This is a genomic window from Sediminibacterium sp. FW305-C-49 (genome assembly GCF_058231085.1).
Window position 1 is genome coordinate 1,286,595 of record NZ_JBIQXS010000002.1, and the last position, 26,183, is coordinate 1,312,777.

Here is a 26,183-nt window from a genome sequence, read left to right on the forward strand (position 1 = left end):
CTAATACAAGAAACGTTCCAAAGAGATTAAAATTGTATGGTTGTCATGTTCTTTTAAACAAACATCTAAAAATCAACGAGTTAGCCATTTCATTACACCTTCCTTCCCTCCTGTTAAGAAAGCCATAATAATGCCGAAAATGACAACTACTATAAATATCATCCAAGCATCTGACCGGGCGGCAGACTGTTCCTCTGGGGTCATATTGTTGTATTCTTCTAGTCTTTGCTCCCTTAGTTTTCGCCTTCCATAGGCTGTGTTGGGGTTGTATGGTTTACGTTGTTTTGCCATCAACTAAAATATTTTATTCTCTATTTGACCAACTATTTAGCGGTTGGCTATTTACGGTTATGAAGATTATCAACAAATTAAAAACCGCCCTTAAATTAATCATTGAGATATTGAAATTAGGGCTTTATCTGATTAAATGTATTAGAGAAATTCTTTAATCATTTTAACACCCGAAATGGGCTGTTTCGGGTGTTTTTCACTTTATTGTACGAACCCGCTCGTATCGTTATATAATTTTATAAAGCGTAGAAAAAGTAGTAATTTGTATTATAAATGAGGACTAATTAGTTGTATTACCTTGTGGTAAGATGTATATCGTTACCACGAATAAGGCGCAGGATTTAATCCTCCATCCTATTCGCAGCTCATTTATTGCCATAAAGATAAAATGCCCCCTTCACTCCCATTTTCACATTCTGCCCACAAAAACCCAACTAATCTGAATTATGGTTGAATGGAAAAACTTCCATTCTCTTATCCCCTATATTGCAGCAAATTGAATTTGTGAGAACCCTTTCCCTCTTCACCCTGCTCATCATCATTGCCCTGAGTTCCTGCCAGAAACCCCAGGCATTTGACTACCGTTCCGTAAAAAATGTAAAACTGGAAAAACTGGGCTTTGAGAAATCTACCCTGAATATGGATCTGGTATATTATAACCCCAACAACTTTGGGGTCGACCTCAGGAAGGTTGACTGTGATATCTATATCGATAACCATTACCTTGGCAAATACAAGCTCGACACACTCATGCATATCCAGCGTAAGGCGGAATTTGTTCTCCCCTCACGCATACAGGTTGATATGCAGGGAATCTTTAAAAATGTACTAACGGTACTTTTTAATAAGGAGGTATTGGTAAATGTAAAAGGCACTACCCGGGTAGGTAAAGCCGGGTTTTTCAAAACGATTTCCTTCAATTATGAAGCCCGCCATAAGATTGATCTGGGGTTGTGAGGCAGTAAGTCCGAAAGTCGGAAAGTCAGAAAGAACGGTGACAATAGTACGAGGTTAACGAATTTATAGTGCCTTTATAGTCTCCTAACCTATCTTCCGGAATCTCTTCTATCAATAAAACGGCTTCACATGACATGGCTTTCTCGGCTGTGGGCCGCCGCCGTCTTCTGCACGTTTACAGGCTGGAGGTAATTTTTTATAGGCATCTTCGGTTGCTTTGCTGCTATCGGCATCGAAACCGGCATTGTTCAGGGCTGTTCTGATACCATCAGCACTTGCACGATCGGGCAGAAACTGTACTTTAATCTCCCCCTGTAACAGGTTGATTTTCCATTGCATAATACCTGCTTCGGTATTGCCCTTCTCCATTTCCAGGTACTTATCTACCCTTTCCTTACACTCCCAGCATTTCAAATTGGGCGATTTTATGGTTACCCACTCCGATTTTGGCTGCTGTGCAGTAGCAGCAAGTCCGGCGAAAACAAATACTAACAGAACAAATACCATCTTTTTCATACCATAATATTTAAACGATAATCTGTGTCCCTCTGTGTCTTCAGTGGCAATTCACTTAATCTTAGACACTTTATAATAAAGATTTGTTGCCACAGAGGACGCTGAAATACACAGAAAACAAAATCAGATTCCCTGCCAGCCTGCAGGGTCCTTTCTCCATTGCAGCAATAACTGTTCCGTTTCTGCTGAAATCTGTCCTTTTTCCACTGCCAGACTGATCAGGCTGCTGTAATTGGTGAGCGATTTATACGTTACACCAGCTTTGGCAAATGCTTCATCGGCATGCGGAAAACCATAGGTGAAAATAGATACCATACCCACTACTTCTACTCCTGCTGCTTTTAATACATCTACCACCTGTAAACTGCTTTTACCTGTTGAAATCAGGTCTTCTATTACCAGCACTTTTTGTCCGGGTTCATAAAAACCTTCGATCTGGTTACCCATACCATGCTCTTTAGGCTTGGGACGAACATATACATAAGGAAGTTTTAACTGGTCGGCCGCCATCGCACCCCAGGCAATACCTGCAGTGGCCACACCCGCCAATAGTTCTGCATCAGGAAAACTTTCAAAAATGACATTACACAATTCACTCTTGATAAAATCACGTACATAAGGAAAGGACAACACTTTGCGGTTATCGCAATAGATCGGGCTCTTCCATCCGCTTGCCCATGTAAAGGGTTGTTCCGGACTTAATTTTACGGCTGCTACCTGTAATAGCTTTTCTGCGACGGCTTTTTCATTGGTCATGATGCAAAGAAAGGACAATTCAATTTGAAAATTTGAAAATTTGGGAATTTGAAAATTAGGGGCAAATTTGATGTATGGGAATGAAAACAATTTTAGCAGCGGGCGGATTGGTGTATAATGAGCATCAGGAATTATTGATGATTTTCCGAAGGGGCAAATGGGATCTGCCGAAGGGTAAGCTCGATGAAGGGGAAAGTATAGAAGATTGTGCGGTAAGAGAAGTCATGGAAGAAACCGGGTTAACGACAGTTACGCGGGGTGATCTGATCGGCATTACCTATCACCAATATTTCGACCAATGGCTAAAGGAAGATGTAATAAAAGAAACCCATTGGTACCGGATGCAAGCGCCCGGCAAACAGGAACTGATTCCACAAACAGAAGAAGATATTGAAATCATTGAATGGGTAAATAAAATAGCGCTGGAAGACTATTTACAGAATAGCTATGATAATATTGTGGAGATAGTGAGGAAGGCGTGAATGGTGAATCGTCAATGGTGAATAAAAAGTTGTATAAACTAATGTAACCCGATGGTTAAAAAAATCTGAATACTCCGAAAAATGTTTACGAATCAAGAAAACATGTACGATTGACCATTGACCATTGACGATTCACGACTACTATTTCTCACAAGGTTCTTTTCTCCTTGTATCTACCAGGTACAATATTTTCCATCCGTCTTTTGTTCTTAATAGCTGGAAAGAATTCACACCACAATGACTGAAATTCCCGTTGAAATAAAATTTATAGGGTGTCCATACAGAAGCCAGCGGTCCATCAATATGGATGGAAGCAAATTCAATTCTTTCGTCTGCCGCATTTTTTTGCAGCCGGCCGATACTACGGCCAAAGTCAGTCACCAGATCGTTTTTTGCCTGCATATTACCCTCTTTATCACGCACCAGTGTCTGCAAAACATGTTTATCTGCAAAGCTGTTTACAACGGCGGCAGAATCTGCATTACGCATGGCAGTAAATAACTGGTTGATGACCGCTTTTACTGAATCAGTGGCTGTTTGTGCCTTTGATATATAACCTGCTGCGAGTAAAGCAAATACTAAAATCGTTTTTTTCATGTAATACTATTTGATGCTAAAATAGATGGAAATGATGGCTATTGAAAGCCTTTCATAAAAAACTCCCGCTATGAACGGGAGTTTTTATTTACCTGAGATAACCCAGTATTTTTAACATGCTTTGCGCCGTTTGTTCTTTGGCATACACCCAGTCTTCCAGTTTACCGTTTTTATCATACTCCACAATCACGTGTTTGGGTGATGGAATCAGACAGTGTTTAATACCACCATATCCGCTGATCTGGTCCTGGTAAGCACCGGTATGGAAGAACCCAACATAAAGCGGTTCTTTATTGCCTTCCACGTCTTTGGCATCTGTATTCTGCAACTTGGGCAGGAACACTTCATTGATGTGTTCTTCCGAATCATAATAATCGTGGCTGTCGCAGGTAATACCGCCCAATACCACCCGGTGATATTCATTGTCCCATTTATTCACCGGCAGCATCAGGAATTTTTCACCTATACCCCAAGTGTCGGGCAAAGTGGTAATAAAAGAAGAATCAATCATATACCAGCACTCACGGTCGTTCTGAATTTTTTGTCCGAGTACACTGTAAATATGCGCCATGCTCTCTCCTACGGTAAAACTTCCGAACTCTGTATAGATATTCGGCATGGGTACTTTGGCTTTCTTACAGGCTTTTTTGATATTGCTTACGATCTCATTGATCATAAACTGGTAATCGTATTCAAACCCTAATGAGTGTTTGATCGGAAAACCGCCACCTATATTAATGGAATCCAGCTCCGGACATATTTTCTTTAACTGGCAATACAGGTTGATGATTTTGTTCAACTCCGACCAGTAATAGATATCATCCTTAATACCTTTATTCAAAAAGATGTGAAGCATTTTCAATTGGAACTTGTCTTCATATCCTTCAATCTCATCCACATAAAATTCCAGGATATCTTTTGCACGGATACCCAGTCTTGAAGTATAAAAAGGAAAATTGGGTTCCTCTTCTGCTGCTACACGGATCCCTAAACGGAAAGGCTGCTTTACACTACGTTTGTAGGCCAGCAGTTCTTCTTTGTTATCGAGGATCGGAATGACATTCTTAAAACCTGTATTGATCAGTTTGGCAATCCTTGATGTGTATGACTTTTGTTTATAGCCATTACAAATGATATAGGTTTCCTTGTTGATCTTTCTTCGCTGGTGCAGACGATTGATAATTTCAATATCGTATGCATAAGAAGTCTCGAGGTGAATATTGTGCTTCAATGCTTCTTCTACCACAAAAGAAAAATGCGAACTCTTGGTACAATAGCAATAAAAATATTCGCCTTCGTACTTATGCTTTTTAAATGCATCGGCAAACATTTTCTTGGCTTTGTTGATCTGCATACCAATTTTCGGGAGGTAGGTCAGTTTCAACGGAGTACCATATTTTTCGATGATTTTTTTGAGATCCAGGTCATTGAACTGGAGATAGCCATCATCATTAACTTCAAATCCTTCTTGTGGAAAGTGGAAGGTCTGGTTCACCAGTGAGGTGTAGGTATTGTTCATTAGCCGGGTTAGAGGTTGTTTAATGTGAACTGAAGGGTACCTTTATATAAACAACAAAAATAACTGTTTGTACAGTTCTGCAAATAAAAAAACCGGGGAGTAAGGTTACTTCCCGGTTATATTTTTAGATCTGGGATCTGACGATTGTTATTTTACAGAGTTCACCAGTGCTTTAAAGCTTGCAGGCTCATTCATAGCCAGGTCAGCCAGCACTTTACGGTTCAGGTCAATTCCTTTAACAGACAGTTTGTTGATAAACTGGCTGTAGGTTAATCCTTCTTCTCTTACTGCTGCATTGATACGGGCAATCCAAAGCTGACGATATTCGCGCTTTTTCAACTTACGGCCAACATAGCTGTAAGTCATACCTTTTTCAACAATATTTTTGGCTACGGTATATACATTTTTACGTTTACCGTAGAATCCTTTGGCCTGCTTCAGGATACGTTTCCTGCGGGCTCTTGATGCTACTGCATTTACTGAACGTGGCATAGTATCTTTTTTTTGTCCCGCCTCAGGCGGGATGGTGTTTTAAATGGTTTGAACTCCCTTCCGGGAAATGGCGGTGATTAACCTTTCAGACGCAATAAGCGCAGAACGAAATCTTTGTTAGGTGCACCAACAAGACCTTTCTTGTTCAATGCTCTTTTACGTTTTTTAGACTTCTTGGTTAAGATGTGCCTTTTAAAAGCTTTCTGGAAGGTGATCTCTCCACTGCCGGTCACCTTAAAACGCTTCTTAGCGCTGGAATTTGTTTTTACCTTTGGCATATTAATAATCTGCTTAAAGATTACACCCTGCTGGCGGCCCCGAACAGACGGGACACTTGTTGAGCCTTACGGGAAAAATTTGGAGTGCAAAAGTAAGGAAATAATTTGAAAATCAGGCAATTTGAAAATTTGAAAATGAGGGATCTGCCTCCGGCTGGAGATTACTTAAGCCGCTCTTTACCAATTACTTATCTGCAATTAAATATAAAAAGGCCGTTGCGCAGCAACGACCTCCTATTATTTTCAAATTAGCACATTTTCAAATTCTCAAATTATTCCTCTGTTTTCGCTGCCTTCTTCTTCCCTGTTTTAGGGGTAAAAATGGCGAACATGCGCTTACCTTCTAATTTAGGCATGCTTTCGAGTGAACCGGCTTCAGCCAGTCGCTCAGCGAATTTGAGGAGTAAAAGCTGACCACGATCCTGGAACATGATGGCACGTCCCTTGAACTGTACATAGGCTTTTACTTTATTGCCATCTTTCAGGAATTTTTCAGCGTGTTTGGCTTTAAAATCGAAATCATGGTCATCGGTACCAGGCGTAAAGCGGATCTCTTTGATCTCACTCTGCTTGGAATTGGCCTTCATTTCTTTTTCCTTCTTCTTCTTTTCGTAAAGGAACTTTTTATAGTCGATCACCTTACAAACCGGAGGGTCAGCCGTTGGAGAAATTTCCACGAGATCCAGTTCCTGCTCCTGGGCGATCTTTAATGCATCCTGGGTAGAATAAACACCTACCGTTACATTGTCGCCAACCAAACGCACTTGTGGTACCCGGATTCTTTCGTTGATACGATGTTCAGGCTCCGGTTGCCTGTTAAACCTGGGATTGAATCTTCCGCCCCCTCTTGGTGGTAATGCCATTAAAACTTGTTTTGTGAATAATTGTTTTGGTGTTAAAGATATAGCTATTTCTGTATTCTATTTATTCTGCTGCTTTTCTGTGCAGAATTTCGTCCTGTATCATGCCCACAAAAGCTTCCAGCGACTGTGTTCCCAGATCACCTTTACCCTGTCTGCGAACCGACAACTGCTGTTCTGCGGCTTCTTTCTCTCCCACTACCAACATATAGGGTACACGGCTCAATTCGGTATCGCGTATTTTCTTACCTATTTTTTCGCTTCTGTCATCAATCTCCACACGTACACCAACTGCTTTCAGTGCATCTTTTACCTGGTTGGCATAGTCCATGAACTTATCGCTGATCGGCAGAATCTTAACCTGCAACGGTGCCAGCCATACCGGGAATTTACCGGCATAATGCTCGAGCAGGAATCCGATAAACCTTTCATGTGTACCCAATGGTGCACGGTGAATAATCAAAGGCACTTCGGGCTGGTTATGCTGGTTAACATAATTCAGTTTGAATTTGTTGCCTGAATTAAAATCAACCTGATTGGTGGCCAGCGTAAATTCTCTTCCGATGGCACTCCAAATCTGCACATCAATTTTTGGTCCATAGAAAGCCGCTTCATCCGGTACTTCCACAAAAGGAATATCTGATTCGATCAATACATTACGTACCATTTCTTCTGTTTCTTTCCACAGCTCCGGTTCATTTACATATTTGGCTCCGAGTTTAGATGGTTCATGTAAACTCAAGCGCATCACATACTTATCGATACCAAATATTTTAAAGTATTTGATGTACATCTCATTCACTGCACGAAACTCAGCCGCAAACTGTTCTTTGCTGCAATAAATATGTGCATCGTTCATATGTAAACAACGAACGCGCATCAGACCGAATAACTCACCGCTCTGTTCATACCGGTAACAGGTACCATATTCTGCAATACGGAATGGTAAATCCTTATAACTCTTCGGTTCTGCATCAAAAATTTTATGGTGATGCGGACAGTTCATGGCTTTCAGGTAATACTTCGTACCATCCAGTTCCATGGGTGGAAACATACTATCGGCATAATATGGCAGGTGACCGCTGGTGAGGTACATGCTTTCTTTGGCGATATGTGGTGTTACCACGCGTTTATATCCCGCCGCTTCTTCTGTTTGTTTGGCCAGTTTTTCCAGTTCTTCAATAATCACGGTACCATTGGGTAACCACAAAGGCAAACCCGCTCCCACATCATCATCCATGGTAAAAATACCCAGCTCTTTACCGAGTTTACGGTGATCACGTTTTTTGGCTTCTTCCAGCATCAGGAGATACTCATCGAGTTCTTTCTGGTTAGGGAAGGTTACGCCGTATAAACGGGTAAGCATTTTATTCTTCTCATCTCCTTTCCAGTATGCACCTGCAATGCTGGTAAGTTTAATGGCTTTGATAAAACCGGTATGTGGAATATGTGGTCCACGACATAAATCAGTAAACTGACCCTGTGTATAGAAAGTAATTGAGCCATCTTCCAAACCTTGTAAAAGATCCAGTTTATACTCATCAGATTTTTCGCTGAAATAGTTTACGGCTTCTGTTTTGGATATTTCTTTACGCTGGTACGGATTATTCTGTTTGGCCAGTTCATTCATCTTTTTTTCGATGGCTGACAGGTCTTCATCAGAAATATGGTTTCCGCCCAAATCAATATCGTAATAGAACCCTTTATCCAGTGCAGGTCCAACCCAGAATTTCACACCCGGATAAATGGCTTCCACTGCTTCGGCCATCAGGTGTGCCGAAGAGTGCCAGAAAGTATTTTTTCCATCCGCATCATCCCATGTCAGTAATTTCAGTGCGCTATCGGTCGTTATCGGACGCGTGGCATCCCACACTTGTCCGTTCACACTGGCGGCCAAAACTTTTCTGGCCAGTCCTTCGCTGATTGACTTTGCAATATCGAGGGCACTCACCCCCGCTTCATACTGCCTAACTGCCCCATCGGGAAAACTGATGTTGATCATTTGATTGCTTAATTCTAAGGGATGCGAAAGTACGAAAAAGCTGTGAGCTGCGAGCAGTTAGCTACTAGCTTCTAGCCTCTAGCTGTCAGCGGGTTTACTGTATTTGATCTTTCGAATAGGGAATTGACTATTTGTTCTGTAATAGAACGGTCTTTACTTTCTATTAGCTAGAAGCTAACAGCTAGCAGCTTATTTAACGCTTCTTTATCAGCATACACTATATTGCAGTTGTAGTTTTGCCCGAATGAAACTGAAGTTTACCCTAACCCCTATTTTACTGGTGTTCGCTATTGCCGCAGGTGCTCAGGACCTGACCGGTATCTGGCGCGGGTATTTCAGTTCTTCCAGCGGTTTGTACAGGGAAGATGTTCGTCAGGAACTCTATAAATACGAAGTACAAATTGACCAACAAGCCAATAACGGACTCAAAGGCGTTACCTATTCTTATAAAAGCACTGTCTTTTATGGCAAAGCTGCTTTCAGGGGTATTTATACTGTTCAAACCAAAAACCTGATTCTTACAGAAACTGGTCTGGAAGAAGTAAAGATCACCGACAAAAGTCAACCCTGTTTAATGACCTGTTACCTTGAATATTCCAAAATAGGTAAGCTGGAAGTATTACAGGGCACTTTTAGTTCTGTGAATGAAAAAACAAAAGTGGACTGTGGTAGCGGTAAAGTGTACCTGGAAAGGGTAAAAGAATCTGATTTTGAACTGGAACCTTTTCTGCTGAAAAAAAGACCTGAGTCTACTGCCAGGAGAACACCCATCATTCCACCACCCACTACCCAGCAACAAAAGAAAGTTACAGTACCTAATAATAACAACACTCAAAAAGACAATACAACAAAAGCGCCGGTAAAAATCAATATCCAAAAACCTGCGACCACGCCACCGGCAAAAACAAATACGACTGCCAAAGCAGTTCCACCGGCCAACAACAAAACCAATACCAGTAAACCACCGGTAAAACAAAATACAAACGCACAAAATAAAACGGCTGCCAAAACAAATAATGCAGCAGCTAAACAGGATGTAAAACCAGGCACAGCTACTACCCCACCTCCTGCCGCTGCAACAACATGGAAACCCGATGTAACGGTATCAGGAAGAAAAACAGATACCCCCATTGTGAAATGGGAAAAACCACCGGCATCACAAGGCCCGATTCCTAAAGTATTATTGGAACGTGAAAACAATCTTGTGAAAACCATCTATACCAATGAACGTATAGCAACCGTAGAAATTTTTGATAATGGTACCATCGATAATGATACCATCTCTCTCTACCACAATAATAAACTGGTCATCAGTCAGGCTAAACTGACTTATACACCACTCCGTTTAAAAATTGATTGCTCAGATGAAAGTAAGCGACATGAATTAATCATGGTAGCAGAAAACCTGGGCGAAATTCCACCCAACAGCGCACTGATGGTCATCACCGCCGGAAAAAAACGCTACGAAATCTTCCTCGTTTCCAATGAACAAAGGAATGCGAAAGTGGTGATTGAATACAAGGAATAATTTGAAAATTTGAAAGTGTGCTAATTTGAAAATGAAGAAGCATTGAGTGTGTCAGGTTACTGAGTAATGATTTAAACTAAACAAATGCTTTGCTTGCAAAGTCCTTACATTTTCAAATTTTCAAATTAACTAATTTTCAAATTTTAATATTCCACGTCACCGCCGGAATAATGGGAAACAAAGACACCTGTTTTGCTTTTACCTGTAATGTTCCGTTACTGGCATCGCCTTCCTGGTCGAAGTAGATGAAGTATGGATTCAGCCGGCTATAGGTATTGTATAAACTGAAGACCCAGTTGGATGTGTACTTTCTTACTTTCTTCGGCGTAGGTGTATAGGTGAATGACAGATCCATTCTATGGTATGCTTTCATTCTATAGGCATTGATGCGGCTGTATTCCTGTGTAAGTACCCCTCCTACAAAATAAAAACGTTCTGGCAGCGAAGTAGCATTACCTGTTCCATAAATAAATACGGCAGAAGCTTTCCATTTCTTTGATAATTCATATGTACCTACAATCGACATATCATGACGGCGATCGTAACGGCTTGGGTATTTCAAACCATCATTCAGATCGGGAAATTTGCGCCATGTCCAGCTAAGGGTATAACCAATCCAGCCGGTAAGTCTTCCCTTTACTTTATTGATGAAAAGTTCTGCACCATAACTCCAGCCTTTACCAAAAACAAATTCTTCTTCCGGATCTTTTAAAGAAGGTGTGTAACCTTCTCTGTATTCGATCTGGTTATTCATGGTTTTGTAATAGAGTTCAACAGATGTTTCAAACATGCCATTGTTGAAGTTTCTGAAATAACCCATGGCATATTGCCAGCCGGTTTGTGGCTGCACACGAATGGTACTGGGCACCCATAAATCGGTGGGTAATGTGGTACCTGCATTAGTCACTAAATGTATATACTGGATATTGCGCGTTACCGCTGCTTTAAACGAAGACAACTCATTGAATGCATAACGCAGCGTAGCCCTGGGTTCCAGTCCACCATAGGCTTTTACAGTTTGTCCCCTTTTATATACAGTGCTGTCTAGTTTATTTCCGTTGGCATCGCGTTCGTAAAAAGTATATCGCCCCACCTGTTGAAAAACACTGTAACGAATACCATAATTTAATTTCAGCTTACTGTTCAGCTCCCAATCATCCTGAACATATACCGCATATTCATTGGCGAATTTCTTAGTAGCATTATTGGGTTCAAACACCACCGTATCCTGGTTGCCGCTGAGTACATTGGGTAAGAATGTATGGAATGTGTATTGTGCACCGAATTTGAGTTTGTGTTCGGGACTTGGATAATAATCAAAATCTGTTTTCAGGTTCAGGTCGCGGATACCGGAAGAGAGATTGATGTTGAAATCATTCTGTCTGCCTGTTAACTGAAACTTATAATCATTGTAAACGGCTGTGGTATTGGCGAATAATTTTTTACTGAAAATATGGTTCCATCTTAACGTAGCCGTACTGTTACCCCATGGAATATCGATGGCAAAGGAACGTTTGCTGTTATTGAAATTAAACTGGTCGCGACCAAAATAACCACTGAGGTAAAGGATATCTTTTTCGGAGAAGCGATAATTCATTTTGGCATTCAGGTCGTAGAAATAATAACCGGAGCCATAGAATTCATTGTCTTTTTTGATAAAAGGTTTAGTCAGCATGTCTACATATGTTCTTCTTGCCGATAACATATAAGATGCTTTATTTTTTTTCAAAGGTCCCTGTATCGAAAAACGTGAGGCAATCAAACCAATACCTGCATCAATCTGTGTTTTATTGTTGTTGCCTTCTTTCATGGCCACATCAACCACAGAAGATAAACGGCCACCATATTGTGCCGGCATACCACCTTTAATGAGCGTTACGTTTTTAATGGCATCGGCATTAAAGATGGAGAAGAATCCAAATAAATGTCCGGTGTTGTATACCACTGCATCATCGAGCAGAATGAGGTTTTGATCGGGTCCGCCACCACGTACATAAAAACCCGCATTGCCTTCACCTGCATTGCGTACACCCGGTAAGAGTTGTAAAGTTTTCAGCAGGTCTACTTCGCCTAGTAAAGCGGGTAATGCTTTGGCGGTGTTTACACTCAGTTCTATCTTACCCATCTGCGCCGTCTTCACATTATTGTCTCTTCTTCTGCCAATCACTGTTACGTTGCTGATGATGGCCGCATTGGGTAATAAGAGAATATTTTCCTGGAGATCTTTCTGCAGGTCAACCGTAATTTCTTTGGGCTGGTAACCAATAAATGAGACCAGGAGTTTGTAGGTTCCTTTATTGAGTGTGATGGAATAAAAACCATACTGGTTACTCTGTACCCCCCTGCCCTCGCCTGTTACCAGGATATTGGCACCAATAAGTGTTTCGCCGGTGAGAGAATCTTTGAGGTAACCATTCAGTGTTACTTTTTCCTGTGCGGTTGCAATTAACGAGAAGAGAAAAGAAAACACCAAAAAAGAAATACGCATATATAAAAATTACTTAACCCTGCCCCGGACTTAAGTCCGGGGCAGGGTTATTCATTAGAATTTCCGGAAATCAATCGAATCTTTTACCTCACCACAGGTCAGCATTTTTTTGGGGAGGTAGGGATTACGGATATCAGATGAGTTGCTTAACCAGAAGGCGCCTGCGTCGTTAAAAGCCATAGGACAATACTGGTGATATACCACTGCCCTGTCGTAACGAACGGTACGGAGGAGGTCATATATCTGCTCACTTACCACCTGGAAGGATTTACGTCGCTCTTCGCGATCGGTTTCAGAGACAATGGATTTGAGTTCTGAACTAATGCTTACCGCATAACTATGGGCCGTAGAAGCCACTGCAGAATCGGCTTTCAGTTCCTGGAAACCAACGGCTGCTGCTGCCACATCGCTGATGAGTGCCACTGACTGCTGGGCAATCAGCGTATCTTTTTCCGCAATAAAATGGTCTTTTAACTGAAAATAACTATCGAGCATCTTGCCAAATGCAAGGTTGAAACTATCTGAATGGGCACTTGCGGCCAGTGTTTTGGGGGTAGTATCGGCAACAGCCGCTTTTTCATCCTTGCCACCGCAGGCAGCCAGGAAAACGATTCCTGCCAGTACCAGTATCTTATTCATATGATAAAATTTTGCACAAAACTAAAGCAAATTGAATTGGCAGCCGTTTGCAATTACCTTTGCGCTCCTAAATCGTTGTTAAGAAATGTTGATCGGCTTACAGAATGTGACTTTTGAATTTGGTGCCCGTGTAATTGTGGAAGATGCTACCTGGCATATACAACCCGGCGACCGTATTGGTTTGATTGGTTATAATGGTACCGGAAAATCTACCCTGCTCAAAGTGCTGGTAGGTGAATACACCCCATCCAAAGGAACCGTAGAAAAAGGAAGAGATACCACCATCGGTTACCTGCACCAGGATCTCCTGAGTTTTGATACCAATGATACCATTACCGAAGTGGCATTGGGTGCTTTTGAAAGGGTGCGCCAGCTCGAGAAAGATATTGAACGTCTGGGACACGAACTGGAAAAAGACTCCGAAAACAATGACCTCCTCATCCAGTACACCGATGCATTGCATGAGCTGGATGTACTCGATGGCTATAATATTCACCACAAAGCCGAAGAAGTGTTACATGGACTGGGTTTCAGCAATGAAGACCTCTCCCGCCCTTACAAGGAATTCAGTGGTGGATGGAGAATGCGGGTGCTTCTGTGTAAAATGATATTACAACAGCCAGATGTATTATTACTCGATGAACCTACCAACCACCTCGATCTTCCATCCATCGAATGGCTGGAGAAATACCTGTTGCATTACCAGGGAAGCGTAGTGATTGTGAGCCACGATAAATTCTTCCTCAACAGAATGGTGAACAAGATCGTGGAAGTGTACCAGCAGGAACTGCATATTTATTCCGGTGATTATACTTATTATGAAACAGAGAAAGCCCTGCGTATAGAAATGCAGCAGAAGGCTTTTGAGAACCAGCAGGATTATATTCGTCAGCAGGAACGTTTTATTGAACGCTTTAAAGCCAAAGCCAGTAAAGCAGCACAGGCCCAGAGTATTCAGAAACGCCTCGATAAAATTGAAAAGATTGAAGACGTTAAACTCGAAAGACCCGATCTGCGCATCAATTTCCAGTTAGATAAAGTGCCGGGTAAAGTATTGGTGGAATTGAAAAATGCCACCAAACATTTCGGCAAGATCAGGATTGTGGATGCGGCCAATGCCGAAATTGAACGAGGCGATAAAATTGCCCTTATTGGTGCCAACGGAAAAGGTAAATCGACCGTACTGCGTATGGTGGGTGGAACTGAGCCTTTTGAGGGAGAGCGTGTATGGGGGCATAATGTAGAGGAAAGTTTCTATGCCCAGCACCAGTTAGAAGCACTTACGTTAAACAATACCATTCTCGAAGAATTACAGCAATGCGGCAGCAAGAAAACCGATGTGGAACTGCGTGCCTTACTGGGTGCTTTTCTGTTCAGTGGTGATGATGTGGACAAACGCATTCGTGTATTAAGTGGTGGTGAAAAAGCACGTGTGGCACTGGCCAAAACCATTGTGAGCAAAGCCAACTTCCTCATTCTCGATGAACCTACCAACCACCTCGACATGCACTCGGTGGAACTGCTGGCAGAAGCATTGAATAAATATGAAGGCAGTATTATTCTGGTAAGTCACGACCGATATTTTATTTCGAAGACGGCCAATAAAATCTGGGAGATTGTAGATCACCAGATCAAAGAGTTTAAGGGCACTTACCAGGAATGGGTGGAGTGGAATGAAAGGATGGAGAAGATAAAGGGAAGTCAGGGAGACCGGAAGACCGAAAGTCCGAAAGAAAAAACACAGGTGGAGGAAGTGAAGAAAGAAGTGGTGCTGGTGAAAGAAGAAAAAACAAATACTCCTAACCAGGCGATTGACAGGGAGAAGCAGAAGGAATTACAGAAACAGAAACGCAGGCTTACCAACCTTGAAACAGAGCTGAATAAATGCAAGGAAGAAAAAGCCAGACAGGAAGCGGCATTGGGTGATCCATCCAATTATTCTGATCCTAAAAAATTCCAGGAACTCGAAGCGTCTTATAAACAAACACAGGCTAAATGGAATGAGCTGAATAAAGAGTATGAAGAAGTGTTTGAGAAAGTAATGGAGATGGAAGCGTGAAAGGAGAATTCTTCAGTGCAGTTCTGTGTCTTCAGTGGCAATGAACTGCCACTGAGAACACAGAATTACACAGAAAAAATGTATTATTTGCAAAGCCCTGCTTAAGGCAGCAATACCGCATCAATTACATGTACCACACCATTGCTGGCCATGATATTGGTACTGGTAATATTGGCTGCCGTATTATTTGAATTGCCTTTTACTTTGGCCCCACCTGTAAGTGTAATGGTCACACTGGCTCCATTCAGGGTAGCAGGTTTTGCGCCTTCGGTAAGATCAGATGAAAACACCCTTGCTCCTACTACATGATAGGTAAGAATAGAAGCCAGCGTATTAGGATCAGCCTGCTGAATAGACTCGATAGTAGGAAAACCCGCATTCTGGAATGCTGTATTGGTGGGTGCAAATACGGTGTACGGGCCGGCACCAGATAATACGCCAGCCACATTGGTATTACCCTGGCTTGCTCTTACAACGGCTGCTACCAGGAAAGATAAATTGGCATTTGCCTGCGCCAGTTGAACAAGGTTTCCGGGTGGTGGCATGAGTACTTTATTGATAACATGTACAACCCCGTTCTGTGCGTCAATATCGGCTGTTGTTACTGCTGCACCATTTACAAATACACCATTACTGTTTTTGGTAACATATGCATTTGCCTGCGCTGCTGTGGCTAATTCCGTGGTGGCAGATGGTATACTACCGGAAGCGTATTCCTGCGCCAGTACATGGTATAAAATAATCTGACGCAAAGTAGCTTCAGGTACTGCATTGATCGCTGCTTCTGTACCAAGACCCGCAGCAGCAAATGCACTGTTATCGGGTGCAAAAACCGTAAACGTACCCTGACCGGATAATGTTTCTACCAAACCAGCCCTCACTACGGCTGTTTTCAATAAAGACAAATTTGCATTTTCAGTAACCAGTGTGGCAATCGTTTTTGCAGGTACCGCTTCTTCTTTTTTACATGATACCAGCATAAAGAACAACATACCTGCCAACATCAAAATTTTGCTGTGCTTGATCATAACTCGTTTTTTAGTTTGTTAATAATGGGATGTGTAAAAAATATTGGTCTGACAAATCATGGTATCCGTTACCATCTGTATTCGACCTTTACCATGCAACAATAGAAAGACCTGTTGCCATGGCTTGGGTAATGACACAGAACTACTGTTTGGATACGTGTACGTTTCCATCAACTACGTCTTTATGTTTTACAATTAAATAACCCAACAATGATTTGTTATGGTAGTGTATTGACAGCTGCAGTCTTCAATACAACTCACTACAAAACAAATCGCATGCCGAATGTTTAAGGGTTCATTAGGGTCATGTGTACAAGCACACATTTTCAAGAATTCTGCTGCGAGGGTAATCGGATTAACAAGTGCAGCTTCCATTTGGTTGAAAAAACTTGTAAAAAAAATGTTATAACATTTTTGTTTGACCAGCATCCATTAAATCAACAAAAAAAATAAACAAATCAATACACAGTGTTAGCAAATTGAATCATCCTCTCTTTCTCAGCATTGAAACTACCTCTTGCAATAAAAAAAATCTCCGTGCAACTCCGTGTAACACTCTGCGTAACTCTGTGGTTAAAAAGTCTTAGAAATTAAACCACAGAGTTACACGGAGTACGGCACGGAGTTGCACAGAGGTTTGATCATCCACCTGATAACCCATAAATTACAGGTATATTCATATTGCATGAAAAAACCACTCAACCTATCCAACCGCACAATTTTTTTGCTGATGGTGGCTGTTGTGCTTTTCTGGTATACGGGTAAGCATTTTAATGTGTACAACAATATTTTTATTGGTGGCTTATTTGAATTACTGTCTTTACCAATGATTGTCTTACCAGTCTTCCTGGCTGGCCTGGCTAGCTGGAATCTTTTTCGCAGCAAAGGAATGGATATCATCTGGCTGGTGCTTTCTTTGGTTTTATTTGGGGTTGGAGTTTGGCAAATAATTTACAATTAGTTTGGTTCCCCGTTGTTGGTCGCCTGACCAACAACGGCGAGAGATGCAAACCTCCGTGCAACTCCGCGTAACACTCTGTGTAACTCTGTGGTTGAAAAGAGTCTTAAATATTAAACCACAGAGTTACACGGAGTACGGCACGGAGTTGCACGGAGGTTTGCTCATTAGCATGATACTCCCTGTTTTCTACCGATAAAACGGCAGTTTTTGCCCAACACTTTAATTGCTGCAGGTATTTCTGTTTAGTTTGTGTATCTTACTAAGCCTTAAAACGGCAACCCAAACCGGCAATATTTCGTATTACGATACATCCAATCACCCAACAAATAGTAACAATGAAAAAGAATTATTTCTATTTCCTTACGGTTCTGGCAGTCATCGCATTGCTGGCAGCCACCAAACCTTTTACCAACTCACCCTTTGGCTTAACCAAAGGAACACCGGATATTAAATCTGTGAGTGCCTTAACTTTTGGTAAGGATGGGATCCTGTTTATCGGCGATTCGAAAAGCGCTACCATTTTTGCGGTTGATACAAAAGATGCCAAAAACAACAACAATGCAGCAGCCATTGATGTAAGCGGCATCGACCAGAAAATAGCCGAAGCACTGGGTACCACGAAAGAGAAAATTACCATCACCGATATGGCCGTTAACCCGCTCTCCAAAAAATTATACATCGGTGTACAAAACAGTGATGGTACACCTGTGATCGTAAAACTGGAAGGTGAAAAAATAGAAGCAGTTTCTTTAAAAGAAGTAAACTACTCCAGTATTGCCCTCAATGATGTGGCCGCCGAAGATGCCAAAGATGCCAGAGGCCGTTCTTTACGCGTATCTACCATTTCAGATATGGGCTTTGCCAATGGTAAAGTATTGGTAAGCGGATTGTCGAACAAAGAATTCAGTTCTTCGCTGCGCAGTATTCCTTTTCCGTTTACCGACCGTCAGGAAATGGCTTCACTGGAAATGTACCATGGTGCGCATGGCCGTTTTGAGACGACCTCTCCTATCCGCACATTTACCACCGGCAAAATCAATGGTAAAGAATACATCATCGCCAGCTATACCTGTACGCCGTTGGTTTTATATCCATTGGATGAATTAAAATCAGGTCAGCATGTAAAAGGCAGAACCGTGGCAGAAATGGGCAGCGGAAATACACCCATCGATATGACCACCATTACTAAAGGGGGCGAAACTTTTCTGATCATGGGTAATACAGCCCGCTCTGTTACCGAAGTGAATTACAAAACCATTGCAGCATTTGAAGGTACGATCACAGAAAGGGTTGCTACTACTGCAGGAACTGCATTTGCCGTATTACCTAATTTAACCAAAGTGCAACAGATGGATAAACTGGACAATAACAGTGTAGTCATCATGCAGAAAAAAGACAATGGCTCATTGGATCTGACCACCGTTAAGAACGATGCATTGTAAAAGCTTTCAAAACATACAACATAACAGGTTATGCCAATTGCGTAACCTGTTATTTTTTGCGCTTATGTTGCTTTTCTCCTGTAAAGAAGGTCCGAAAACAATTACTATCATCCGGGAGGGGAATAAAGCCAAAGCAGTATTGATACCCTCTCATCTGGTAAAAGATATATCTACATCAGACATCAAAAGCACCGTCAGGATCAGAAAAGAAAATGACACGACCACCCTGCTTGGTTATTACCATTTTCAGAACGGCTTATTGTTCGAACCCCTGATCCCTTTTCAACAGGGTGCCGGTTATACTGTATTTGTGCAGGATAAGCAAGTGGGTCATTTTCAGGTACCGATAGATAACAATCACACAGCTCCGCAAGTCATTACGGTGTACCCGCAACAGGACACCCTTCCCGAAAATACCCTGAAGCTCTATATCGAATTCTCTCAACCCATGCGGGAGGGTGAATCTTTACAACATATCAAACTCGTCAGGAATGAAAAAGATACTTTATCTGATACCTTTCTCGATCTGCAACCTGAACTGTGGAATGAAGACAGAACGGTTCTTACCATCTGGTTCGATCCCGGCAGAATCAAACGCAACCTGCAACCCAATCTGAGGTTAGGTGCACCCATGCAGGCCAATACAACATACCAGTTAGTCATCTCCAGCAACTGGCAGGACACAGAGGGGACTGGAATGAAACAGGATTATATAAAATCATTTGTTACCGGCATACGGGATAGCATATCACCCAATCCTGCAAAATGGCAACTCGAATCACCGCAGGCGCAATCCAACACAGCCCTGTCAATTCGTTTGGATAAGGCACTGGATCATTTTTTATTATTGGACTGCTTACAGGTGTTTGACGAAAAAGGAACGAGGATCAAGGGGAACTTTGAGGTGCGTGATAAAGACAGGTCATGTTATTTTATCCCGGAACAAAACTGGAGTGCTGGCAGGTATATGCTGCGTATCTTATCTAAACTGGAAGACCTGGCAGGAAACAACCTCAATAAAGTTTTTGACCGGGACATCACAAAAACCCAGAAGCCTTCCACACAGGAATATTATACAAAGTATTTTGTGATTAAATGATAGCGTATAAAACTGTCTTCCTATTTTAAAATCACCGTCTTTCCCGTTTTGGCAGATAATTTGGCTGCTTCTAAAATTTCCATGACAACCATATTGTTTTCGAGTGATGAAAGATCGTATGGCGCCAATACTATTTCTTTTCTGATCACCATGGCCAACAATGAAAAAGGATCATTATAAGGAGATGGTCGTTCTTTTAACTGGTAAGATGATTCTTTAAACCCATCATATCCTTCTGCCATTCTCACCCGCAAATTATTTCTGTTGTCGGCATAAATCACCCCGGTAGTGCCATATACTTCCATATCCTTTCTACCGATGGGCCAGTTCCAGGAAGCCTGTATGGTTGCTTTGGCGTTATCATAGGTAAGTAGTATAGTTGACTCATCATCAACCTTCGGATTGTTCTCTTTTTGTAACTGTTGCGTTACAGCCGTTACTGAAATGGGTTTTTTACCATTTAATAGCCAGGTACTGATATTGGCACCATAACAGCCAAAATCTGTAATGGCTCCACCCCCATTTTTGATGGGGTCGGTAAGCCATTCTAAAAATTCTTTGTTGACGCCAATTTTTACAGGACCCCTATGTCCGTCTCTGATGACTAGCTGCGTAACTTTTCCGATGCTGTCCATTTTAACCCATTCGTTGGCTGTATGCACCGTTGGATACCAGCTTGTTTCATAATTCGTGAGCAGGTGAATTTTGTATTGCCTGGCCAGTGCTTCCATCTGCTTTGCATGTTGCATGCTTACCGCTAACGGCTTTTCTACCATTACATGAATACCCAATGGGGCACATGTTTTTACCACTTCCAAATGTTCATAGATGGTACCAAAAGCAGTAACTGCTTCTGGTTTTGTTTTGGCAATCATTTCTTTCAATGACGAAAAAACCAGGTCCATAGAAAAGCCATGCTGTTTTACGTAACGCTCTGCCAGTTCTTTATTTGTTTCAACAATACCTACGATGGCAATTTTCTCATCTTTGGGTCTGCCTAATATCCAATGAACATGGGTATGTGTTAAGCCTACTACACCCACCCTGAGTGGTGCTTGCTGACCATTTGTATGCAAACAAAGGACTGTTAGAAATAATATGGTAAAAACAAATTTGCTCATGGCAATGCAATATTTATCGTACAAAATAGCAAATTATCGATTGATCTCTTATACATCAGTTTATGTACTGTTGAGTACAGTGTAATTTTTCGAGATCAGTTAATTGTCAGGCACGCATAGGAGAAAGAAGTTTTATTTCACCCGCTTATACGTTAATGTATTTCCCCTTGCCATGTATTGAAGCGATAATGTTTTCTCATTCAAATCCATAATGTACCAGCATAAATCAGATGTAACACAGGTAATATAAGCAAATACTTCCGGTTCATGTCCGTTATCCTTATCGGATTCATTTACGCATTTATCAGCTAAAATAAACTCCTCTTCATCCCAATCTGTCATACCGCCAGCGATTTCCTTTCTTTTATTCCCTTCAAAAACAAGATAATTGGAAGTATCTTCTTCATGCTGCCATTTGCCCTGAAGAAGTTGCAGTACATCGTTTTTTGTAGTGCCAGGTTTTTCTGATGATAAGGTTGTTGTAGATGAAGTATCTATACCTGCACTATGTTTCTTTTCATTTGACTGATCACCTGCACAGGAAAACAATAAACCAGCAATGCCGAAGGCAAGCAATATTTTGTTCATACTAACTATTCAATGGGTGTTAATACAATATGCTATTTATACTCTGGGATAGTTAAGTTAGTGATAAATACCGATCATCTGTGGCAAACGTAAATGAAGAACCCTGGCCGTGTAACACGAAGTGTCACTTGTTTCTCGGTGAGAGAATATCCTTCGTCGCAGATAATAACCTGCGGTTATTAATGCTTCTCAGGATGACTAAAAATGCAGAAGAAATGCAGTGGGATTGATTGGCTTTGCCAATCAATCCCACTTTACTCGCCCTGTTTGTTTGTCATCCTGAGAAGCATTCCGATCACAGATCGGAAATGGCGACGAAGGATATTTTCTCGCTAACACCTGTAGTCAGACGGCCAGTAATCGCAAGAGTCTGGTTCATCTTATCCAAATATATAAGCCAGATATAAGCCGGATATAAGCCGGATACAACCCCGATACAAGCCGGTCCTTTAAAAAGTGGAATTATATTGGGATAGGATCAGTTTTATATCTGTTATACTACTGATTTTCAATACACTACAACCTGAAGTTGGTATTGAGCAGATACCATCTATCGCCGGAGAAAAGAGAAATATTGAATAATGCAGGGAAATACCGGCTTAGGCATATGTTATTAGTCAGGCGACTAACAACAGCAAAAGCAAATGACACACGCTAGCTGTGTAACACAAAGAGTGCCTCGTTCCTCGGAGACTCTTCGACGAACTTCTTTTATTTTTGAATACTCTGCTGGGAAAGAAAGAGGTGTATCAGTCATGTCGGTACATTCGCCATGTTCCCGATAATATTTCTTGAAATGTCGTGTCTGTGGCATGTTCTAAATCTATCACAATCTCCCATGTTCCGACAAAACACCTCATTTTTTCATCGAAGTGTCCTTCATATATAACTGTATGACCGGGAATGCCTTCAATTATGCTACTATTTCCAAGTTCATCAATAATAAAACTTTGGCCATAGTGTTTTGTAAAACTAACTACACCTTCATTAATAAAGCCCTTCATGACAGACACTTCTCCGTCTACGCCTAAGCCATCCCAATCAATAATCCGTCCTCTGAATTGACCATATTCATATTCTTCAATAAAAAGGCGAAATTCCACTTCATGACCTTCGACTATCGTACCGTATTCTGGCCCGTATTTAAAGAAGCCCTGCCATTGTCCGATGTAAAGTAAATTGTCCATCTTAGATTTCTTTTCTTCTCTTAGATTTAGTGATAAAATCCATCTATTTTATCACTTACAAAATATCAATAAAAACGCGGGGGTAATTACAGAACCTACACCAAACTTTTATTGATTTAGAAAGACTCTTCAACATGCTTCTTTTGTTTTTTAATACTCTATTGAGAAAAAACTCAGTTTCGACTATTTATTAAATTAAATACACGGTCAATCTCTTTCTGGTATTCATCTATTGGTTGTGTGGGAAATTCTCTTTTGGGAAGTGTTGGCATCTTACTTTCTGCATACTTGTATGCCTCATTCAGGCTTAGTATAGCGTCTTTATAAAATTCATATACATCTTCTCTACTCTTGATTTCATTGGGTGGTATTTGATATACAGATTGCACTGTTAGAACATCGTATTCCTTATTGGTATTCATGTCTAGAAGAACGAATTTTTTCGCTATTGTTAATACTAGCTTGCCATCAATAAGTTTTGGTTCTGAGTAATATGAAATAGATGTTTCTCCTAATCCAATTATAGACGGAAAATCTAATGGTGATAGCCTCATATCCACTCTATAAACTCTTGCATTCATTATGGTTTCTTTTATCATTTTTTTCTCCGCAGGTGCTCCATGTAGATGTCTTCGACAAACTTTTTTTATTTTTTAATACTCTGCTGAGAAGAAACAAACTGCAATTATTTAAAAATATTCCGCTGAAAAAGGAAGGAAGGTATTCTATTTTATCTGTAAAATAAATGGATCTAAGGGCTCTAAATTTTCATTATCAAAATCAAACTCTTGAAGTTTTAGTGCACACTCAAGAACAAAATCTATTAAAAATTGACAATTTTCATTATTCCAATTCTTTTTCTTGACTATTTCCATATGATAATCTCCGCTAGCCATTCGATATGTTATAGGAGTTAACATTTTAAATTTTGAATACTTTCGATAGTCAAAACCTAACGAAATAACTTCTAAAGCTTTTTCGATTTGTTCGAAATTTAAATTAACCTTATCAACAATTTCCTTAAATCTTCTATCAGAAGACTCACTTCTTTGTCCCATCGAATAATTCGTAGTATATCTAACTTTTTCAGTAAAATTGAAATGAGTTCTATCATTCCAATCTCTTTTATTTTTTTTATACTCAAAGAGTAATTCATAAAACCCCTTTGCAGCATTTTCCACACACCCGATAACATCTCCTTTATTTAAAAAGTCTTGCGACAACATTAAATAATTTTTAGTGTCTGAAAATTTAATTAATTCAAATAGTGAGATAGCTGAAAATTCAATATTAAAAATTGGTTTTGTATTCTGTTCAAAAAAATCTTTTGCGTTTACTCTCGAAGCCTCAACTTCAATTTTTGCAGGTATAAGACCTTTATGCTTTAAGTTAACCCTTCTTGTATTTAAGTTACGCATGCTTTCTTTCAAAGTAAGTTGAGGTATATTATCCCAATACTCAATAAATGAAAACTTATCCGACTTGATATCTTGATGTTCTGCAGCTAGCCTTAAAAACATCTCAATACTATCATGAAACGTAAGTATTGAAAAAAAAGAAATCGTCTCTGTCTGTTTCGATTGTTCAAGCCCTATTTTATATAGTAACTTTATGACAGACAATCTCTTTATCAATAAATCTTCATTAATCATATAAATCGAATATTCTTATACGTAATTTAATAAACACTTAAACATCTAAAAAAGACTATACAAAATTGCTCTCATATTAGTAAATCTATCCATCCAATATTAAATATCCAAGTAAACTTTAGGCAATTATCATTCTTCTATTGGCTTTCGCTAATATTGATTCTATTAACCTGATCATAATTGCTAATACCAAATATTGCTTAGAAGACTGTAAGCAAAATAAAAAGGTGGGCTTTTAAAGTCCACCTTTTTATTCTTTAACTCACCCACACCCCCACTGCTTCGCAAATTGAGCGTAAAAGCATTATGCTTTTTTAAATTTTTACTTCCCCAAAATGCTCCTACTAATCACAATCCTTTGCACTTCACTCGTTCCTTCATAAATCTGGGTAATTTTAGCATCGCGCATCAGTCTTTCTACATGGTATTCTTTTACAAAACCATAACCGCCGTGTACCTGAACGGCTTCGGTGGCAATCCACATGGCGGCTTCGCTGGCAAATACTTTGGCCATGGATGAGCTGAGAGTATAATCCTGTTTACTGTCTTTTTCCCAGGCGGCTTTCAGACAGAGTAATCTTGCGGCTTCTACCTTGGTGGCCATATCGGCCAGTTTAAACTGTATGGCCTGGTGGTGCATGATTTCTTTACCAAAAGCTTTACGCTGTTTACTGTAGGCCAGTGCCAGTTCATAAGCACCACTTGCAATACCCAGCGCCTGTGAGGCAATACCAATACGTCCACCTGCCAGTGTTTTCATGGCAAACTTGAAACCAAAACCATCTTCCCCGATCCTGTTTGCCTTAGGTACTTTTACATCGGTGAGTAAAATGGAATGTGTATCACTTCCGCGTATACCCAGTTTATTTTCTTTGGCGGCAACGGTTACACCCGGCCAGTTTTTTTCTACGATAAACGCATTGATACCCTTGCTTCCTTTTGCAGGATCGGTCTGCGCCATCACTAAGTACACCGATGCCGATGAACCATTGGTGATCCAGTTCTTGGTTCCACTCAGTAAATAATGATCGCCCATATCTTCTGCAGTGGTACGCTGACTGGTGGCATCACTACCCGCTTCCGGTTCGCTCAATAAAAAGGCGCCGATATATAATTCACCATCTTTACGACCCTGCGCCAATGGTGTGAGGTATTTTTGTTTCTGTTCTTCGCTGCCATATGCTTCCAGTCCCCAGCACACCAGGCTGTTGTTTACGCTCATACATACACTCACGCTGGCATCTACCTTACTGATTTCTTCCATGGCCAGTACATAACTCACGGTATCCATGCCGGCACCGCCATATTGGGGGTCTACCATCATACCCATAAAACCCAGTTCTGCGAGTTTCATGATCTGTTCTTTGGGGAACTGCTGTTTTTCATCGCGCTCAATTACGCCGGGTAAACATTCATTCTGGGCAAAATCACGGGCCGCTTTCTGGATCATCAGGTGTTCTTCGCTGAGTTGGAATTGCATAGTCTTATACTTTTTGGCGGGGCAAAAATAAGCTAACAAACGTTAGGAAAGGAGGATTTTTTGATGTCAGATGGCAGATCTCAGATTTTTTTTGAAATTATCCTAAAATAGCTCTCTGCGAAACGCTGCTAACGCACGTTCTCTGCGGTGCCGTTCCTTCG

At 40.9% G+C, this 26,183-nt stretch carries 25 protein-coding genes; 7 read left to right on the forward strand and 18 right to left on the reverse strand.

All coding sequences use genetic code 11. From position 1 onward, the window contains the following. Nucleotides 1-72 precede the first annotated feature (72 nt). Nucleotides 73-291, reverse strand: coding sequence for a hypothetical protein (locus ACH3Z1_RS13115; RefSeq protein WP_490822441.1), 219 nt, complete (start codon nt 289-291; stop codon nt 73-75). A gap of 504 nt (nt 292-795) precedes the next feature. On the opposite strand from ACH3Z1_RS13115, the gene ACH3Z1_RS13120 reads away from it, so the two are divergent. Beyond that, entirely contained in the window at nt 796-1,248 is a 453-nt protein-coding gene (locus tag ACH3Z1_RS13120; RefSeq protein WP_490822443.1) for an LEA/WHy family protein, read from the forward strand. A gap of 111 nt (nt 1,249-1,359) precedes the next feature. On the opposite strand, the gene ACH3Z1_RS13125 is transcribed toward ACH3Z1_RS13120, so the two are convergent. Together ACH3Z1_RS13125 and pyrE are read right to left on the reverse strand one after the other, a co-directional pair. After that, nucleotides 1,360-1,764 carry a heavy-metal-associated domain-containing protein gene (locus ACH3Z1_RS13125; RefSeq protein WP_490822445.1) on the reverse strand — a complete coding sequence of 135 codons (405 nt, stop codon included), beginning with the start codon at nt 1,762-1,764 and terminating at the stop codon, nt 1,360-1,362. 123 nt (nt 1,765-1,887) lie between these two features. Continuing rightward, on the reverse strand, nt 1,888-2,520 hold the full coding sequence (pyrE, locus tag ACH3Z1_RS13130) for an orotate phosphoribosyltransferase (protein WP_490822447.1): 633 nt from the start codon (nt 2,518-2,520) through the stop codon (nt 1,888-1,890). 80 nt (nt 2,521-2,600) lie between these two features. Here pyrE and ACH3Z1_RS13135 point away from each other — a divergent pair, with 80 nt between their 5' ends. Then, complete coding sequence (locus tag ACH3Z1_RS13135; protein WP_490822449.1) at nt 2,601-3,002, forward strand: NUDIX hydrolase; 402 nt, start codon at nt 2,601-2,603, stop codon at nt 3,000-3,002. Nucleotides 3,003-3,143: 141 nt separating this feature from the next. On the opposite strand, the gene ACH3Z1_RS13140 is transcribed toward ACH3Z1_RS13135, so the two are convergent. From ACH3Z1_RS13140 to thrS, 6 genes are all read right to left on the reverse strand, one after another. Next, nucleotides 3,144-3,599, reverse strand: a complete 456-nt coding sequence (locus ACH3Z1_RS13140; protein ID WP_490822451.1) for a hypothetical protein — start codon at nt 3,597-3,599, stop codon at nt 3,144-3,146. 88 nt (nt 3,600-3,687) lie between these two features. Further along, complete coding sequence (locus ACH3Z1_RS13145; protein WP_490822453.1) at nt 3,688-5,118, reverse strand: type III PLP-dependent enzyme domain-containing protein; 1,431 nt, start codon at nt 5,116-5,118, stop codon at nt 3,688-3,690. A 147-nt stretch (nt 5,119-5,265) separates the two neighbouring features. Beyond that, a complete protein-coding gene (gene rplT, locus ACH3Z1_RS13150; protein WP_295204209.1) occupies nt 5,266-5,610 on the reverse strand; it encodes a 50S ribosomal protein L20 in 345 nt (114 codons plus the stop codon). Between the two features lie 77 nt (nt 5,611-5,687). After that, complete coding sequence (gene rpmI, locus ACH3Z1_RS13155; RefSeq protein ID WP_133475824.1) at nt 5,688-5,888, reverse strand: 50S ribosomal protein L35; 201 nt, start codon at nt 5,886-5,888, stop codon at nt 5,688-5,690. A gap of 272 nt (nt 5,889-6,160) precedes the next feature. Further along, nucleotides 6,161-6,751 (reverse strand): translation initiation factor IF-3, encoded by a 591-nt coding sequence (gene infC / locus ACH3Z1_RS13160; RefSeq protein WP_490822456.1) that lies wholly within the window; start codon nt 6,749-6,751, stop codon nt 6,161-6,163. A gap of 61 nt (nt 6,752-6,812) precedes the next feature. Further along, a complete protein-coding gene (thrS, locus tag ACH3Z1_RS13165) occupies nt 6,813-8,750 on the reverse strand; it encodes a threonine--tRNA ligase (protein ID WP_490822458.1) in 1,938 nt (645 codons plus the stop codon). A gap of 244 nt (nt 8,751-8,994) precedes the next feature. Here thrS and ACH3Z1_RS13170 point away from each other — a divergent pair, with 244 nt between their 5' ends. Then, on the forward strand, nt 8,995-10,278 hold the full coding sequence (locus tag ACH3Z1_RS13170; protein ID WP_490822459.1) for a hypothetical protein: 1,284 nt from the start codon (nt 8,995-8,997) through the stop codon (nt 10,276-10,278). Nucleotides 10,279-10,414: 136 nt separating this feature from the next. Here the strand turns inward: ACH3Z1_RS13170 and ACH3Z1_RS13175 are convergent, their stop codons facing one another. After that, nucleotides 10,415-12,766, reverse strand: a complete 2,352-nt coding sequence (locus ACH3Z1_RS13175; protein ID WP_490822460.1) for a TonB-dependent receptor — start codon at nt 12,764-12,766, stop codon at nt 10,415-10,417. A gap of 54 nt (nt 12,767-12,820) precedes the next feature. Next, nucleotides 12,821-13,405, reverse strand: coding sequence for a DUF3347 domain-containing protein (locus tag ACH3Z1_RS13180; RefSeq protein ID WP_490822461.1), 585 nt, complete (start codon nt 13,403-13,405; stop codon nt 12,821-12,823). 85 nt (nt 13,406-13,490) lie between these two features. On the opposite strand from ACH3Z1_RS13180, the gene ACH3Z1_RS13185 reads away from it, so the two are divergent. Next, a complete protein-coding gene (locus tag ACH3Z1_RS13185; RefSeq protein WP_490822462.1) occupies nt 13,491-15,464 on the forward strand; it encodes an ABC-F family ATP-binding cassette domain-containing protein in 1,974 nt (657 codons plus the stop codon). A gap of 101 nt (nt 15,465-15,565) precedes the next feature. On the opposite strand, the gene ACH3Z1_RS13190 is transcribed toward ACH3Z1_RS13185, so the two are convergent. Next, entirely contained in the window at nt 15,566-16,492 is a 927-nt protein-coding gene (locus tag ACH3Z1_RS13190; protein WP_490822463.1) for a fasciclin domain-containing protein, read from the reverse strand. A 685-nt stretch (nt 16,493-17,177) separates the two neighbouring features. On the opposite strand from ACH3Z1_RS13190, the gene ACH3Z1_RS13195 reads away from it, so the two are divergent. The 3 genes from ACH3Z1_RS13195 (at nt 17,178) to ACH3Z1_RS13205 (ending at nt 19,994) form a co-directional block, all read left to right on the forward strand. After that, nucleotides 17,178-17,453, forward strand: coding sequence for a hypothetical protein (locus tag ACH3Z1_RS13195; RefSeq protein WP_490822464.1), 276 nt, complete (start codon nt 17,178-17,180; stop codon nt 17,451-17,453). 335 nt (nt 17,454-17,788) lie between these two features. Further along, nucleotides 17,789-18,895, forward strand: a complete 1,107-nt coding sequence (locus ACH3Z1_RS13200; RefSeq protein ID WP_490822465.1) for a hypothetical protein — start codon at nt 17,789-17,791, stop codon at nt 18,893-18,895. Between the two features lie 37 nt (nt 18,896-18,932). Then, nucleotides 18,933-19,994, forward strand: a complete 1,062-nt coding sequence (locus tag ACH3Z1_RS13205) for an Ig-like domain-containing domain (RefSeq protein WP_490822466.1) — start codon at nt 18,933-18,935, stop codon at nt 19,992-19,994. 20 nt (nt 19,995-20,014) lie between these two features. Here the strand turns inward: ACH3Z1_RS13205 and ACH3Z1_RS13210 are convergent, their stop codons facing one another. From ACH3Z1_RS13210 to ACH3Z1_RS13235, 6 genes are all read right to left on the reverse strand, one after another. After that, nucleotides 20,015-21,115, reverse strand: a complete 1,101-nt coding sequence (locus ACH3Z1_RS13210; RefSeq protein WP_490822467.1) for a Gfo/Idh/MocA family protein — start codon at nt 21,113-21,115, stop codon at nt 20,015-20,017. A gap of 132 nt (nt 21,116-21,247) precedes the next feature. Beyond that, nucleotides 21,248-21,703 (reverse strand): hypothetical protein, encoded by a 456-nt coding sequence (locus ACH3Z1_RS13215; protein ID WP_490822468.1) that lies wholly within the window; start codon nt 21,701-21,703, stop codon nt 21,248-21,250. 749 nt (nt 21,704-22,452) lie between these two features. Further along, entirely contained in the window at nt 22,453-22,890 is a 438-nt protein-coding gene (locus ACH3Z1_RS13220; protein ID WP_490822469.1) for a hypothetical protein, read from the reverse strand. 173 nt (nt 22,891-23,063) lie between these two features. After that, the gene (locus tag ACH3Z1_RS13225) at nt 23,064-23,471 is read right to left on the reverse strand and encodes a hypothetical protein (protein ID WP_490822470.1); all 408 of its coding nucleotides are present in this window, start codon (nt 23,469-23,471) and stop codon (nt 23,064-23,066) included. 144 nt (nt 23,472-23,615) lie between these two features. Further along, nucleotides 23,616-24,542 carry a hypothetical protein gene (locus ACH3Z1_RS13230; protein ID WP_490822471.1) on the reverse strand — a complete coding sequence of 309 codons (927 nt, stop codon included), beginning with the start codon at nt 24,540-24,542 and terminating at the stop codon, nt 23,616-23,618. A 322-nt stretch (nt 24,543-24,864) separates the two neighbouring features. After that, nucleotides 24,865-26,022, reverse strand: coding sequence for an acyl-CoA dehydrogenase (locus ACH3Z1_RS13235; protein WP_490822472.1), 1,158 nt, complete (start codon nt 26,020-26,022; stop codon nt 24,865-24,867). Nucleotides 26,023-26,183: the final 161 nt, after the last annotated feature.

Bases quoted from the DNA above. Each gene is read 5' to 3' on its own strand.
- ACH3Z1_RS13115 (WP_490822441.1), bottom strand. From the start codon at position 291: ATGGCAAAACAACGTAAACCATACAACCCCAACACAGCCTATGGAAGG.
- ACH3Z1_RS13125 (WP_490822445.1), bottom strand. From the start codon at position 1,764: ATGAAAAAGATGGTATTTGTTCTGTTAGTATTTGTTTTCGCCGGACTT.
- pyrE (WP_490822447.1), bottom strand. From the start codon at position 2,520: ATGACCAATGAAAAAGCCGTCGCAGAAAAGCTATTACAGGTAGCAGCC.
- ACH3Z1_RS13135 (WP_490822449.1), top strand. From the start codon at position 2,601: ATGAAAACAATTTTAGCAGCGGGCGGATTGGTGTATAATGAGCATCAG.
- ACH3Z1_RS13140 (WP_490822451.1), bottom strand. From the start codon at position 3,599: ATGAAAAAAACGATTTTAGTATTTGCTTTACTCGCAGCAGGTTATATA.
- ACH3Z1_RS13145 (WP_490822453.1), bottom strand. From the start codon at position 5,118: ATGAACAATACCTACACCTCACTGGTGAACCAGACCTTCCACTTTCCA.
- rplT (WP_295204209.1), bottom strand. From the start codon at position 5,610: ATGCCACGTTCAGTAAATGCAGTAGCATCAAGAGCCCGCAGGAAACGT.
- rpmI (WP_133475824.1), bottom strand. From the start codon at position 5,888: ATGCCAAAGGTAAAAACAAATTCCAGCGCTAAGAAGCGTTTTAAGGTG.
- infC (WP_490822456.1), bottom strand. From the start codon at position 6,751: ATGGCATTACCACCAAGAGGGGGCGGAAGATTCAATCCCAGGTTTAAC.
- thrS (WP_490822458.1), bottom strand. From the start codon at position 8,750: ATGATCAACATCAGTTTTCCCGATGGGGCAGTTAGGCAGTATGAAGCG.
- ACH3Z1_RS13170 (WP_490822459.1), top strand. From the start codon at position 8,995: ATGAAACTGAAGTTTACCCTAACCCCTATTTTACTGGTGTTCGCTATT.
- ACH3Z1_RS13175 (WP_490822460.1), bottom strand. From the start codon at position 12,766: ATGCGTATTTCTTTTTTGGTGTTTTCTTTTCTCTTCTCGTTAATTGCA.
- ACH3Z1_RS13180 (WP_490822461.1), bottom strand. From the start codon at position 13,405: ATGAATAAGATACTGGTACTGGCAGGAATCGTTTTCCTGGCTGCCTGC.
- ACH3Z1_RS13185 (WP_490822462.1), top strand. From the start codon at position 13,491: ATGTTGATCGGCTTACAGAATGTGACTTTTGAATTTGGTGCCCGTGTA.
- ACH3Z1_RS13190 (WP_490822463.1), bottom strand. From the start codon at position 16,492: ATGATCAAGCACAGCAAAATTTTGATGTTGGCAGGTATGTTGTTCTTT.
- ACH3Z1_RS13195 (WP_490822464.1), top strand. From the start codon at position 17,178: ATGAAAAAACCACTCAACCTATCCAACCGCACAATTTTTTTGCTGATG.
- ACH3Z1_RS13200 (WP_490822465.1), top strand. From the start codon at position 17,789: ATGAAAAAGAATTATTTCTATTTCCTTACGGTTCTGGCAGTCATCGCA.
- ACH3Z1_RS13210 (WP_490822467.1), bottom strand. From the start codon at position 21,115: ATGAGCAAATTTGTTTTTACCATATTATTTCTAACAGTCCTTTGTTTG.
- ACH3Z1_RS13215 (WP_490822468.1), bottom strand. From the start codon at position 21,703: ATGAACAAAATATTGCTTGCCTTCGGCATTGCTGGTTTATTGTTTTCC.
- ACH3Z1_RS13220 (WP_490822469.1), bottom strand. From the start codon at position 22,890: ATGGACAATTTACTTTACATCGGACAATGGCAGGGCTTCTTTAAATAC.
- ACH3Z1_RS13225 (WP_490822470.1), bottom strand. From the start codon at position 23,471: ATGAATGCAAGAGTTTATAGAGTGGATATGAGGCTATCACCATTAGAT.
- ACH3Z1_RS13230 (WP_490822471.1), bottom strand. From the start codon at position 24,542: ATGATTAATGAAGATTTATTGATAAAGAGATTGTCTGTCATAAAGTTA.
- ACH3Z1_RS13235 (WP_490822472.1), bottom strand. From the start codon at position 26,022: ATGCAATTCCAACTCAGCGAAGAACACCTGATGATCCAGAAAGCGGCC.